The sequence below is a fragment of the Pseudomonas sp. DWP2-2 genome, from assembly GCF_049897065.1.
In the GTDB taxonomy this organism is placed as follows: domain Bacteria; phylum Pseudomonadota; class Gammaproteobacteria; order Pseudomonadales; family Pseudomonadaceae; genus Aquipseudomonas; species Aquipseudomonas paracarnis.
Window position 1 is genome coordinate 356,210 of the sequence record NZ_JAFCVN010000002.1, and the last position, 12,128, is coordinate 368,337.

General features: G+C 60.5%; 13 protein-coding genes. 2 read left to right on the top strand and 11 right to left on the bottom strand.

The features are described 5' to 3' along the window. Positions 1-206 precede the first annotated feature (206 nt). Positions 207-1,301, top strand: a complete 1,095-nt coding sequence (locus ACP7CZ_RS05600) for a PLP-dependent cysteine synthase family protein (protein WP_054897976.1) — start codon at positions 207-209, stop codon at positions 1,299-1,301. A 92-nt stretch (positions 1,302-1,393) separates the two neighbouring features. Here ACP7CZ_RS05600 and ACP7CZ_RS05605 read toward each other — a convergent pair whose 3' ends face one another. The 3 genes from ACP7CZ_RS05605 to ACP7CZ_RS05615 all read right to left on the bottom strand — a co-directional run bounded on the left by ACP7CZ_RS05605 (position 1,394) and on the right by ACP7CZ_RS05615 (position 4,481). After that, positions 1,394-3,007: an NAD(P)/FAD-dependent oxidoreductase gene (locus ACP7CZ_RS05605; protein WP_034125946.1), complete on the bottom strand. Its 1,614-nt coding sequence runs from the start codon at positions 3,005-3,007 to the stop codon at positions 1,394-1,396. 106 nt (positions 3,008-3,113) lie between these two features. Beyond that, the gene (locus tag ACP7CZ_RS05610) at positions 3,114-3,785 is read right to left on the bottom strand and encodes a COG3650 family protein (RefSeq protein WP_034125947.1); all 672 of its coding nucleotides are present in this window, start codon (positions 3,783-3,785) and stop codon (positions 3,114-3,116) included. Between the two features lie 96 nt (positions 3,786-3,881). Then, positions 3,882-4,481, bottom strand: coding sequence for a short chain dehydrogenase (locus ACP7CZ_RS05615; RefSeq protein WP_034125948.1), 600 nt, complete (start codon positions 4,479-4,481; stop codon positions 3,882-3,884). 218 nt (positions 4,482-4,699) lie between these two features. On the opposite strand from ACP7CZ_RS05615, the gene ACP7CZ_RS05620 reads away from it, so the two are divergent. Next, positions 4,700-5,614 carry a LysR family transcriptional regulator gene (locus ACP7CZ_RS05620; RefSeq protein WP_054898403.1) on the top strand — a complete coding sequence of 305 codons (915 nt, stop codon included), beginning with the start codon at positions 4,700-4,702 and terminating at the stop codon, positions 5,612-5,614. Here ACP7CZ_RS05620 and ACP7CZ_RS05625 read toward each other — a convergent pair. From ACP7CZ_RS05625 to livH, 8 genes are all read right to left on the bottom strand, one after another. Next, the gene (locus tag ACP7CZ_RS05625; RefSeq protein ID WP_034125950.1) at positions 5,605-6,090 is read right to left on the bottom strand and encodes a DoxX family protein; all 486 of its coding nucleotides are present in this window, start codon (positions 6,088-6,090) and stop codon (positions 5,605-5,607) included. The genes ACP7CZ_RS05620 and ACP7CZ_RS05625 overlap by 10 nt on opposite strands. After that, entirely contained in the window at positions 6,087-6,863 is a 777-nt protein-coding gene (locus ACP7CZ_RS05630; protein WP_089041263.1) for a DNA-binding domain-containing protein, read from the bottom strand. The genes ACP7CZ_RS05625 and ACP7CZ_RS05630 overlap by 4 nt, the downstream gene beginning before the upstream one ends. Beyond that, entirely contained in the window at positions 6,860-7,738 is an 879-nt protein-coding gene (locus tag ACP7CZ_RS05635) for a DUF692 domain-containing protein (RefSeq protein WP_294191909.1), read from the bottom strand. The genes ACP7CZ_RS05630 and ACP7CZ_RS05635 overlap by 4 nt, the downstream gene beginning before the upstream one ends. A gap of 22 nt (positions 7,739-7,760) precedes the next feature. Next, entirely contained in the window at positions 7,761-8,057 is a 297-nt protein-coding gene (locus ACP7CZ_RS05640; RefSeq protein ID WP_034125953.1) for a BufA1 family periplasmic bufferin-type metallophore, read from the bottom strand. 257 nt (positions 8,058-8,314) lie between these two features. After that, a complete protein-coding gene (locus tag ACP7CZ_RS05645) occupies positions 8,315-9,016 on the bottom strand; it encodes an ABC transporter ATP-binding protein (RefSeq protein WP_003193540.1) in 702 nt (233 codons plus the stop codon). Between the two features lies 1 nt (position 9,017). Further along, positions 9,018-9,785, bottom strand: a complete 768-nt coding sequence (gene livG / locus ACP7CZ_RS05650) for a high-affinity branched-chain amino acid ABC transporter ATP-binding protein LivG (RefSeq protein ID WP_034125954.1) — start codon at positions 9,783-9,785, stop codon at positions 9,018-9,020. After that, positions 9,782-11,035, bottom strand: a complete 1,254-nt coding sequence (locus ACP7CZ_RS05655; protein ID WP_034125955.1) for a high-affinity branched-chain amino acid ABC transporter permease LivM — start codon at positions 11,033-11,035, stop codon at positions 9,782-9,784. Before ACP7CZ_RS05655 ends, livG begins: the two co-directional genes overlap by 4 nt. Then, a complete protein-coding gene (gene livH / locus ACP7CZ_RS05660) occupies positions 11,032-11,955 on the bottom strand; it encodes a high-affinity branched-chain amino acid ABC transporter permease LivH (protein WP_003193535.1) in 924 nt (307 codons plus the stop codon). Before livH ends, ACP7CZ_RS05655 begins: the two co-directional genes overlap by 4 nt. Positions 11,956-12,128 lie beyond the last annotated feature (173 nt).

A 12,128-nucleotide genomic window follows, 5' to 3' on the forward strand; every position in this document is an offset into this window, starting at 1 on the left:
CCAATCCAGGTTCAATAGGTGGGTACCCTAACCCGTACCGTTAGTTGTTAAAACAAAAGTTATATTCTTATTTGTTATAAGGAGTTGGCCGGAACATCGGTGGGTTAAAGACTAGCAATTGTGTGTCCAATTGCGTCGTCACTGTATCTGTGTGAAGTGTGGGAAATATCCTAAGATCACCGCTGAAAACCTTTAGAGAAGCCACCATGAGCGACCACCGTACCTGGGCCCGCGAAGCCATTCGTATCATTGAAGCGGACTTCCAGCGGAGCGCCGATACCCACCTGATCCCGCTGCCATTACCGGGTTTGCCAGGCATCGAGTTGTACTTCAAGGATGAGTCCAGCCACCCCACCGGCAGCCTGAAACACCGGCTGGCGCGCTCGCTGTTCCTGTATGCGCTGTGCAATGGCTGGCTCAAGCCGGGCGCCCCCGTTATTGAAGCGTCCAGCGGCTCCACCGCGATCTCTGAAGCCTACTTCGCGCGCTTGCTCGGCTTGCCGTTCATTGCCGTCATGCCCGCGACCACGTCCCAAGAGAAGATCGCCCAGATTGCCTTCTATGGTGGCAAGAGCCATCTGGTCCAGGACCCGACGCAGATCTACGCCGAATCCGAACGCCTGGCCCAGGAAAGCGGGGGGCACTTCATGGACCAGTTCACCTACGCCGAGCGTGCCACCGACTGGCGGGCGAACAACAACATCGCCGAATCGATCTTCCAGCAGATGCGCTTTGAACAGCACCCGGAGCCGAGTTGGTTGATTTCCAGCCCTGGCACCGGCGGCACCACCGCGACCCTGGGCCGCTATGTGCGTTATCGTCAACATTGCACGCGTGTTCTATGTGCCGACGCCGAACGCTCGGTGTTCTTCGACTTCTACCAGAGTGGTGACGCCAGCCTGCGCCTGGACTGTGGCTCACGGATTGAAGGGATTGGTCGCCCACGGGTGGAGGCATCGTTTCTGCCCGCGGTGATTGACGCCATGGTCAAAGTGCCGGATGCATTGTCCCTGGCGGCCATGCATTACCTGGCTGAGCGTTTGGGGCGACGGGTTGGCGGGTCCAGCGGGACCAACCTGATCGGTGCGCTGATGGCGGCGCAACAGATGAAAGCGGCGGGGGAGTCGGGGTCGATCGTTGCGATCTTGTGCGATGGTGGTGAGCGCTATGCCACGACCTATTACGATCAAGCTTGGCTGGCGGGGCAGGGCTATGAGCTGGAAGGGTTGATCGCGGCGGTTGCGGCGAGTGTCGAGCGCGGTGAGGCGCTACCCGCTAACATCCTGCGCGCTAATATCTGACAAGCAGCGCCAAGTTGTAAGCTCCAAGCTACAAGAAAAGCAGGATGCATACCTGTTTTTAGCTTGTGGCTTGAAGCTTACAACTCGAAGCTTCAACCGTGGATGCCGAGCATATCCCGCGCCAACGCCTCGGCGATCCGAATCCCGTCGACACCCGCCGACAGAATCCCACCGGCATACCCCGCGCCTTCTCCGGCCGGGAACAAGCCTTTGACGTTCAGGCTCTGCATTGACTCGTTGCGGGTAATGCGCAAGGGCGATGAGGTGCGGGTCTCGATGCCGGTCAGCACCGCATCGTGCAGCGAGTAACCTTTGATCTGTTTCTCAAACGCCGGCAAGGCTTCGCGGATGGCTTCGATGGCGAAGTCCGGCAGGGCCAGGGCCAGGTCACCCAGCGACACTCCGGGTTTGTAGGACGGCTCCACACTGCCCAGCGCGGTGGAGGGTTTGCCGGCGATGAAGTCGCCCACCAGTTGCGCCGGGGCCTCGTAGTTGCTGCCGCCGAGGATGTAGGCGTGGGACTCCAGGCGCTCCTGCAACTCGATACCGGCCAGCGGGCCACCCGGGTAATCCACCTCGGGGGTAATGCCTACCACGATGCCAGAGTTGGCATTGCGCTCGTTACGCGAGTATTGGCTCATGCCGTTGGTCACGACGCGATGGGGCTCCGAGGTCGCAGCCACGACGGTGCCGCCCGGGCACATGCAGAAGCTGTAAACCGAACGGCCGTTCTTGGCGTGGTGCACCAGCTTGTAGTCCGCAGCACCCAGCTTCGGGTGGCCGGCGTATTTACCCAGGCGTGCGGCGTCGATCAGCGACTGTGGGTGTTCGATACGGAAACCCACCGAGAACGGCTTGGCTTCCATGTACACGCCACGGTCGTGGAGCATGCGGAAGGTGTCCCGGGCGCTGTGGCCCAGGGCAAGAATCACGTGCTTGGAGAGGATCTGCTCGCCGCCGTCGATGACCACGCCGTTCAACTGGCCGTCTTCGATCAACACGTCGGTGACCCGCTGCTCGAAGCGTACTTCACCGCCCAGGGCGATGATCTGCTCGCGCATGTTTTCCACCACGCCGGTCAGGCGGAAGGTGCCGATGTGGGGCTTGCTGACGTAGAGAATTTCTTCCGGCGCGCCGGCCTTGACGAACTCGTGCAGCACTTTGCGACCGTGGAATTTCGGGTCCTTGATCTGGCTGTACAGCTTGCCGTCGGAGAAGGTGCCTGCGCCGCCTTCACCGAATTGCACGTTGGACTCGGGGTTGAGCACGCTTTTGCGCCACAGGCCCCAGGTGTCCTTGGTGCGTTGGCGCACTTCCTTGCCGCGCTCGAGGATGATCGGCTTGAAGCCCATCTGTGCCAGCAGCAGCCCGGCGAAGATCCCGCAGGGACCGAAGCCCACCACGATTGGCCGCTCAGCCAGGCCTTCCGGCGCCTGGCCCACCACCTTGTAGCTGACATCCGGTGCCGGGTTGACGTTGCGGTCGTCGGCAAACTTGAGCAGCAGCGCGGCTTCACCCTTCACGTTCAGGTCGACGGTGTAGATGAAGCACAGCTCAGAGGTCTTTTTACGCGCATCGTAGCTGCGCTTGAACAGGGTGAAATCGAGCAGGTCATCACTGGCGATGCCCAGGCGCTGCACGATGGCAGTGCGCAGGTCTTCTTCGGGATGGTCGATGGGCAGCTTGAGTTCGGTGATTCGTAACATGACAGGATCCGGTAGGCGGCGGGCAAGGAGGCCGGCTGTTTTGCAAACCGGCGATTATAAGCCCCAATGGCAAGTTTCCGTCAGGTTAAAACAGCACAGGGCCTAATCAGTCGTCCCGCGAGCCGCCGAATGCTGCGCAACCACGCTGCACCTGGCCGTTCACGCGCAACTCGGCGCTCATGTGTTGCAGGCTGCCGCTCACACTGTCGACGCAGCGCTGGGGCGCCACCCACAGTTCGATGTGCTGGTTGTTGGCTTCAGTCATCAGATTGAAGCGGCCGTCGCCCAGTTGTTCCTCGACGTAGGGTACTGCCAAAGGTGGATGGCCTTCGCGTTCCAGCACCATACCCTTGGCCGTGACATTCATTGCCCAGGCGGGTTTATGGCCGTTGGCCCGCAGTATCATGCGCTTGAAGTCCGGGTCGGAGCACGCTGAAGTCGAGCGTTCGACGCGATACAGCTGTTGCAGGTCCACTGAACCCTGGGTGCCGCTGGCGACCCCGGAAAACTTGCCGCGCAGGTCGGCAAACAGCTTGCCCTGCTGGCCGGCCAGCGAGGCGGCTTCCTGCAGGACGCTGGTGCCGCCGGTGTCGTTGACCACGTAGCTACGCTGGTCGCCGCACGGCTGGAACAGCAGTTTGCCGTCCACCGCGGTCAACTCACCCTGCATACGGGTCAGCCCGACAGTCGATGGCTTGGCCGGCTCGCTTTCGAACAATTGGCAGGCGGCGAATACAGGAAGCAAGGCAAACAGGACGAGGGTACGGGCGGCGCGCATTATCGGGTCTCCAGGCAAGTGCCGCCACGTTACGCAGGCTGGCCGTGCATCACAAGCCCGCTTGCCAGCTTCAGGCGTTTCTTACAGCACTCACCCTCACCCCACGATAAAGGTCTGACCAGTTTGTAGGCCCTCGACGCTTTTGGCGTAAGCCAGCGCTACATCGGCGGCGGGGGCAGGTTTGTAGCCACGGAAATAAGGGGCATAGCTGCCCATGGCTTCCAGTAGCACAGTCGGGCTGACCGAGTTGATACGCAGGCCGCGAGGCAATTCAATGGCCGCCGCTTTGACGAAGGCGTCCAGAGCACCGTTGACCAAGGCCGCCGAAGCGCCGGTACGGATAGGATCACGGTTCAGGATGCCGCTGGTGAACGTGAACGAAGCACCGTCGTTGGCGTACTCACGGCCGATCAACAGCAGGTTGACCTGGCCCATCAGCTTGTCACGCAGGCCCAGTTCGAAATCGCTGTCGTTCATGTCTGCCAGGGGCACGAAGTTGACGCTGCCTGCCGCGCAGATCAGGGCGTCGAACTTACCGGTCTGCTCGAACAGCTTACGGATCGAGGCGCTATCGCTGATATCCACCTGGAAGTCACCGCTGGTGCGGCCGATGCTGATCACTTCGTGGCGCTGGGCCAGTTCCGCCTTGACCGCTGAACCGATGGTGCCGCTGGCACCGATCAATAGGATTTTCATCGTGCTGTTCCTCTGGGGCTGATTTCCTGCAGGGGCAAGCGTGCTCGCGAAAAACTCAAGGTCGCCGGCGTGTAGTCAGGCTTACCGCGTGATCGTTGACGTTCTTCGCGAGCAAGCTCGCTCCTACAGGGGTTGGGATTTGCGTTCAGTCTAGTGTGGCTTTTTAATTGGATAAACGTGCTAATAGGCAACCTTTGGTTTTCAAATGGAAACAGTCCATGAGCGAAATGGATGACCTGGCGGCGTTCGCCGTGCTGATCGAAGCCGGCAGTTTCACCGTGGCGGCCGCACAATTGGGCTGCAGCAAAGGGCAGTTGTCCAAGCGCATCAGCCAGTTGGAAGCGCAGTTTGCCGTGGTTTTGCTGCACCGCACCACGCGCAAGCTGAGCCTGACTGCTGCCGGCGCGGCGTTGCTGCCCCAGGCACAAGCATTGGTGGTGCAGGTGGAACGCGCCCGCCAGGCATTGGCGCGGCTCAAAGATGATTTGGCTGGCCCTGTGCGTATGACCGTTCCAGTGTCGTTGGGTGAAACCTTCTTCGATGGCTTGCTGATGGAGTTCTCCAAGCAATACCCGCAGGTGCAGATCGAGCTGGAGCTCAATAACAACTACCGAGACTTGGCACGGGATGGTTTTGACTTGGGGGTACGGTCGGGCGCCATCGAACATGAACGCTTGGTGGCTAAACCTTTGCTGGCCTGGCATGAGATGACCTGCGCCAGCCCGGCTTATCTGGAACAGCATGGCGAGCCGCAGACCCCAGCGGACCTGGCGGCGCACAGCTGTTTGCTCAACAGTCATTACAGTGGCCGCGAGGAGTGGTTGTACCACCAGCAACACGAATTGCTGCGGGTAAAGGTGAGCGGCACCTTCGCCTCCAACCACTACAACCTGTTGAAAAAAGCAGCGTTGGTCGGCGCCGGTATTGCCCGCCTGCCGTCCTACGTTCTACCCACGGAGCTGGCTGACGGCCGATTGCGCTGGCTGCTGCGCGATTATCAGACACGCAGCATGCCGATGTACTTGGTGCATCCCTACCAAGGCGGTTTGCCTCGGCGTACCCAGGTGTTGGCCGACTACCTGGTGGACTGGTTCAAGCGCAGCGGCGAAGCGCTGGATCGGCTTCAGCGATAACGACGGGCAATCAGGTGGTCGATGGACAGGCACCCGGGGCCTTTGGCAAGCAACAACAATAACAGCGCAAGCCAGGTGCCGTGAGTGGGGTAGGCGTCAGGGTAGACGAACAGCTGGATGGTCAAGGTCATGCCTATCAAGGCCAGGGCCGAGAAGCGCGTGGCGAACCCCAGCAGAATCAATACCGGAAAAAAGTGCTCGGCAAAGGTTGCCAGGTGCGCGGCCACCTCTGGCGACAGCAGAGGCAATTGGTATTCGCTGCGAAACAAAAAGAGCGTCGAGGCGGCGAGTTTGGGCTCACCCCATTGGAAGGTGCCGCTGATCAGGTCAATGGCAAAGCCTTCGACCTTGGTCTGGCCAGACTTCCAGAACACCGCAGCAATGGAGAAGCGCGCGATAAAGGCGATCAGGCTGTAGGGGATTTTTTCAAACAGTGCGACGGTTCGTTTTACCAGGCAGGGAGCGGGAAAGTTCATGGCGATACCTCTGGTTGCAGATGCAAATGGGTGATGGCGTCGTGGCTGATCAACAGCGTGAGACATAGGTGCAAGTCGAATTCGTCAGAGGCTTTCAGGGCATCAGCTATGGCCATTTCCAGCCCTGCGCCTTGGTTGAGTCGGTTGATAAAGGTCACAGACCCGCGGTCGATGGCGAATACCTTGACCACCAACCCTTGGCGCAAGACCAGCCCGCCTTGGGCATGCCAGGGGTTCAAGCTGGCGATGGCCCCGTCGGCCTGGTGCGCCGCCCAAACCGATACCACCGCGTAGGACGATTCCAGCGTGGCAAGTGACGGATGCAGTCCTACACGCAGTTGCCCCAGTTGTGCGCAACCTTGCAGTTGCCGAAGTACGCTGTGCTGATCCAGAACCTGGCAATCCGCCGCGTGATAAGCGCGGACCCTCAAGCGTTCCAGCCGGGCGACATCGGCCAGGTAGGGCACGCTCCAGGCTGGTTCGAAACCCTGGATAAAGTCAGCGAACGTGCCGCCGTACTCATTGATCAAGGGGCTGGTGGGCGGGTGGGCCTGGGCATACAGGCCGGCCATGGCGCGGAAAAACTCATCGCCGACCAGTTGCCGCGCCACCGGGTAGGCGGCTGCCAAAGCATTGATCAAAGCGCTATGGACATTGTTTCGATACACCGCAAAGCGGCTCGCCGGTTCAGCACCGTTGCTGCTGAACACGCCCTCGGGGCAGGTTGCTTGCGGGGCCAGTAAAGCCTCGGCGAATGTTTGCTGAATGCTCATCGGGCCACCTGCGACAAATACCATTCGGCCTGCCGGGCCTCTGCTTGCAACACGCTGAACGCGGGCACCTGGTTATCCCGCTCGATCAGCGTCGCCACCGCTCCGGTCCGCGCCAGTACCTGTGCGTAAAGCTGCCACACGGCGTTATCGATCGGCGCGCCGTGGTCATCAATCAGCAGGCGGTCGCCCAGGCTGTCGGTGTCTTCGGCAAAACCGGCCAGATGAATCTCACCCACTGCGTGCAATGGCAAGGCATCGATGTAGGTCAGCGGGTCGCGCTGATGATTGATGCAGGACACGTAGACGTTGTTGACGTCGAGCAGCAGGCCGCAACCAGTACGGCGGACTATCTGGCTGATGAAGTCGGTTTCGTCCAGGGTAGAGCGCTGGAACTGCAGGTAAGTGGAGGGGTTTTCCAACAGCATCGGCCGCTTGAGCGTGCTCTGTACCTGATCCACGTGTTCGCATACCCGCTCCAGGGTGCAGGCGTCGTAGGCCAGGGGCAGCAAGTCGTTGAGAAACACCGGGCCGTGGCTGGACCAGGCCAGGTGTTCGGAAAAAGACTGGGGTTGATAGCGTTCGATCAGCGTGGCCAGGCGTGCCAGGTGCTCGCGATCCAAGGGGGCTTCGCCGCCGATGGACAGGCCGACGCCGTGCAGTGACAGGGGGTACTGCGCACGAATCAACCCCAGGTAGTGATGAAACGGGCCGCCGGCCGCCATGTAGTTTTCGGCATGTACTTCGAAAAAACCGATGTCGGCGCGGGTCTCGAGCACCTCGGTGAAGTGCTCGGTCTTGAGCCCCAGCCCGGCCCGATAGGGGAGGCCGGGCACCTGAGCCGGTGAGACCGCGTGTTGGGCTGTAGGCGTCATCATCAGTACTCAGGCTGCGCGGGGTTCAGGATTTGGCGGTGAAGGCCGCTTCCTGGCCAAAACCGGTCGGCGAGGTGGTGCTTGGGGTCTTGGTGCAAGTGCCGGCGGGGACCAGCTTCCAGGCATTGGCCTGGTCTTTGGTTTTGGAGGTGCCAGCGCAGGAAGTACCGGCGCCCGCGGCGCAGTCATTCTTGCCGGCTTCAGCCACGCCGAAGCATTTCTGCATGTCGTCGGCCGCGTGGGCGGTGGTGGTCAGGGCGGACAGGCTCAGGGCAGACCCAAGGGCCAGGACGAGGGTGGCAGCGGACAGTTTGGTGGTCATGGTGTGTCTCCAGCAGTGGTTGAATGCGCAGGCTTGATTGCCTGCATGCACCACTAGAGAAAGGGGGAGGGAATTCGTTACAAAGCCATCGAAAAAAACTGCAAACAACACCTGTTTAATGACTTATACAAAGCAAATGTGGGAGTCGGGCTTGCCCGCGATGCAAACGCCTCGGTTCTTCAGATACACCGGGGTGATGCCATCGCAGGCAAGCCAGCTCCCACACAAGCCAACTCCCATTTGGAACTCACTCTTTCTTAGCCGCCGAGGTAGGCCTCCCGCACCTTCGGATCGGTCAGCAATTGCTCACCCGTACCCTGCATCACCACCCGGCCATTCTCCAGCACATAGGCACGGTCAGCGATTTTCAGCGCCTGGTTGGCGTTCTGCTCCACCAAAAACACCGTCACACCGTCCTTGCGCAGCTGTTCGATGATGTCGAAGATCTGCTGGATGATGATCGGTGCCAGGCCCAGGGAAGGCTCGTCCAGCAACAACAGCTTGGGCTTGCTCATCAGCGCCCGGCCGATGGCAAGCATTTGCTGCTCGCCGCCGGACATGGTGCCGCCGCGCTGGCTGAAGCGTTCCTTGAGACGGGGGAACAGGTGCAGCACCTTGTCCATCTGCTCCTGGTAATCGCCCTTGTCGGTAAAGAATCCACCCATGGCCAGGTTCTCTTCCACGGTCAGGCGCGAGAACACCCGACGGCCTTCGGGCACCACCGCAATGCTCTTGCGCATGATCTCGGCGGAGTGCTTGCCCACCAGTTCTTCACCCATGTAGCGGATGCTGCCACTGTAGGCTTGCGGCGAACCGCACAAGGTCATCAGCAAGGTCGATTTGCCGGCACCGTTGGCGCCGATCAGGGTGACAATCTCACCCTGGCGCACTTCCACATTGACGCTGTGCAGGGCCTGGATCTTGCCGTAGAAAGTGGAAACGTTTTCGAATTGCAGCATTTTACGCTTCCCCCAAGTAGGCTTTGATCACTTCAGGATTGTCGCGGATCTGCTCCGGCGTCCCGTTGGCCAGCGGCGTGCCCTGGTTGATCACCACGATATGGTCGGAGATGCTCATGACCAGTTTCATGTCGTGTTCGATCAACAGCACCGTGGCGTTGTTTTCCTCGCGCAGCACGCTGATCAGCGCCTTGAGGTCTTCGGTTTCCTTGGGGTTCAGGCCGGCGGCGGGTTCGTCGAGCATCAGAATCCGCGGGCGGGTCATCATGCAACGGGCGATTTCCAGGCGACGCTGCTGGCCGTAGGCGAGGGTGCCTGCCGGGCGGTTGGCAAACTCGGTCAGGTTGACCTTGTCCAGCCAGTACGCCGCGTACTCCATGGCCTCGCGCTCGCTCTTGCGGAACGCCGGGGTCTTGAACAGGCCCGCAAAGAAGTTGGTGTTCAAATGACGGTGCTGGGCGATCAGCAGGTTCTCGACCGCCGTCATGTCCTTGAACAACCGCACGTTCTGGAAGGTACGCACCACGCCCTTGCGAGCGATCTCGTGACCGGCCAGGCCCTGGATCGGCTGGCCGTCCAGCAGGATGCTGCCGCCGCTCGGCTTGTAGAAGCCGGTGAGGCAGTTGAACACCGTGGTCTTGCCGGCGCCGTTGGGGCCGATCAGCGCTACCACTTGTTTCTCTTTGACGGACAGGGCCACGCCATTGACCGCCAGCAAACCACCGAAGCGCATGCTCAGGTTTTCGACTTTCAGGATCTCGCGGCTCATTTGCGCAGCTCCATGTGTGGACGTTGCATGGGCAGCAGGCCTTGAGGGCGCCAGATCATCATCAGCACCATCATGGCGCCGAACATCAACATGCGGTATTCGCTGAACTCACGCATCATTTCCGGCAGCAGGATCATCACGATGGCCGCCAGGATCACGCCCAGTTGCGAGCCCATGCCACCCAGTACCACGATGGCGAGAATGATCGCCGACTCGATAAAGGTGAACGATTCCGGCGTCACCAGGCCTTGGCGAGCGGCGAAGAAGCTGCCGGCAAAACCGGCGAATGCAGCGCCCAGGGTGAATGCGGAAAGCTTGATGATGGTCGGGTTCAGGCCCAGGGCACGGCAGGCGATTTCATCTTCGCGCAGCGCTTCCCACGCACGGCCGATGGGCATGCGCAGCAGGCGGTTGATCACGAACAGTGCCGCCAACGCCAAAAGCAGCGCCACCAGGTACAGGAACACCACTTTGCTCACCGGGTTGTAGGCAATCCCGAAGTACTCGTGGAAGGTCTGCATGCCTTCGGCGGCGGTGCGGTCGAACGACAGCCCGAAGAACGTCGGCTTGGGAATGCTGCTGATACCGTTGGGGCCACCGGTGATATCGGTGAGGTTACGCAGGAACAGGCGAATGATTTCGCCGAAGCCCAGGGTCACGATGGCCAGGTAGTCACCGCGCAGGCGCAGCACCGGGAAGCCCAGCAGGAAGCCGAACGTGGCCGCCGCCATACCCGCCAATGGCAGGCAGATCCAGAAGCTCCAGCCCAGGTAATGCGAGAGCAGCGCGTAGGTATAGGCACCCACGGCGTAGAAGCCCACATAACCCAGGTCGAGCAGGCCTGCCAGGCCCACCACGATGTTCAGGCCCAGGCCCAGCAACACGTAGATCAGGATCAGCGTGGCAATGTCGACCGCGCCGCGCGAGCCGAAGAACGGCCAGATCAGCGCCGCGATGATCAACCCGATGATGATGTAGCGCTGGGTGCGCGGCAGGGTCAGAAATTGGCTGACCTTGGGCGACACCAACGGGCCACGGTTGCCCTTGAACAAGGCACCGACCTGCTGGGTGAACAGTACACGCAGGAACATTAGCACCGAACACAGGGCGATGACGGTCAGGGTCACAGGCCCGGTGCCGTGCACCTCCAGGTTGATGCCGACAATGCTCAGCTTGAGGCCGAGTACCGGGAAGGCCACGGCCCACACCAGCAAGGCGCTGAAAAACGCCGATTTAAGATATCTGCTCATACTTTCTCAACCTCCGGACGGCCCAGGATGCCGGTCGGACGGAACAACAACACCAGAACCAACAGGCCGAACGCGACGACATCCTTGTACTGGTCACCGAAGATATCGGCGCCAAAGGCTTCGGCCACACCCAGCACCAGCCCGCCGAGCATGGCGCCCGGAATGCTGCCGATGCCGCCCAATACCGCAGCGGTAAAGGCCTTGAGGCCCACCAGGAAGCCGGCGTTGGGGTTGATCACGCCGTATTGCATGCTCAGCAACACGGCCGCCACGGCCGCCAGCGCAGCACCAATGACGAAGGTCAGGGCGATGATGTTGTTGGTGTTGATGCCCAGCAGGTTGGCCATCTTGATGTCTTCGGCGCAGGCCCGGCAGGCGCGCCCCAGACGGGAGCGGGAGATGAACAGCGTCAGGCCCAGCATGGCCACCAGGGTGACCACGAAAACCAGAATCTGCATGTACGAAATCAGCACTTCTTGTGCGCCACCCGGGCCGAAGGAAATGCTCCCCGGAATCAGGTTGGGAATGGACTTGTCCTTGGAGTCCTGGGACAGCAATACAGTGTTCTGCAGGAAAATCGACATGCCGATCGCGGAAATCAGCGGGATCAAACGGTTGCTGCCCCGCAGGGGGCGGTAGGCAACCCGCTCGATGCTGTAGCCATAGGCACTGGTTACGATGATCGACGCCAGGAACGCAGCGGTCATCAATAGCGGCAGGGAGTGGATCCCCATCATGGCCAGCCCGGCAAGGGCAATGAAGGCCACGTAGGAACCAATCATGTACACCTCGCCATGGGCGAAGTTGATCATTCCAATGATGCCGTAAACCATTGTGTAGCCAATGGCTATCAAGGCATAGGTGCTGCCAATGGTCAGGCCATTAACCAGCTGTTGGAAAAAATGATAGATCTCAGGCATTACAGCGCTCCTAAAAACCCGATACGCATTTCACTGGTGGAGTCATTTCCGGCTCGGTGCCCTGTTCTGTGACCAGGTTGCACAAAGCGTTTGCCAGCGAACCGCTGGTGACGGTTTTAAGATTTTCAGGTGAGCCAGCGCCCGGATCGCGGGTGACATGGCCCATAAACCTC

What these genes read in the sequence shown, in the direction of transcription:
- ACP7CZ_RS05600 (WP_054897976.1), top strand. Translation starts at nt 207, where the DNA reads ATGAGCGACCACCGTACCTGGGCCCGCGAAGCCATTCGTATCATTGAA.
- ACP7CZ_RS05605 (WP_034125946.1), bottom strand. Translation starts at nt 3,007, where the DNA reads ATGTTACGAATCACCGAACTCAAGCTGCCCATCGACCATCCCGAAGAA.
- ACP7CZ_RS05610 (WP_034125947.1), bottom strand. Translation starts at nt 3,785, where the DNA reads ATGCGCGCCGCCCGTACCCTCGTCCTGTTTGCCTTGCTTCCTGTATTC.
- ACP7CZ_RS05615 (WP_034125948.1), bottom strand. Translation starts at nt 4,481, where the DNA reads ATGAAAATCCTATTGATCGGTGCCAGCGGCACCATCGGTTCAGCGGTC.
- ACP7CZ_RS05620 (WP_054898403.1), top strand. Translation starts at nt 4,700, where the DNA reads ATGAGCGAAATGGATGACCTGGCGGCGTTCGCCGTGCTGATCGAAGCC.
- ACP7CZ_RS05625 (WP_034125950.1), bottom strand. Translation starts at nt 6,090, where the DNA reads ATGAACTTTCCCGCTCCCTGCCTGGTAAAACGAACCGTCGCACTGTTT.
- ACP7CZ_RS05630 (WP_089041263.1), bottom strand. Translation starts at nt 6,863, where the DNA reads ATGAGCATTCAGCAAACATTCGCCGAGGCTTTACTGGCCCCGCAAGCA.
- ACP7CZ_RS05635 (WP_294191909.1), bottom strand. Translation starts at nt 7,738, where the DNA reads ATGATGACGCCTACAGCCCAACACGCGGTCTCACCGGCTCAGGTGCCC.
- ACP7CZ_RS05640 (WP_034125953.1), bottom strand. Translation starts at nt 8,057, where the DNA reads ATGACCACCAAACTGTCCGCTGCCACCCTCGTCCTGGCCCTTGGGTCT.
- ACP7CZ_RS05645 (WP_003193540.1), bottom strand. Translation starts at nt 9,016, where the DNA reads ATGCTGCAATTCGAAAACGTTTCCACTTTCTACGGCAAGATCCAGGCC.
- livG (WP_034125954.1), bottom strand. Translation starts at nt 9,785, where the DNA reads ATGAGCCGCGAGATCCTGAAAGTCGAAAACCTGAGCATGCGCTTCGGT.
- ACP7CZ_RS05655 (WP_034125955.1), bottom strand. Translation starts at nt 11,035, where the DNA reads ATGAGCAGATATCTTAAATCGGCGTTTTTCAGCGCCTTGCTGGTGTGG.
- livH (WP_003193535.1), bottom strand. Translation starts at nt 11,955, where the DNA reads ATGCCTGAGATCTATCATTTTTTCCAACAGCTGGTTAATGGCCTGACC.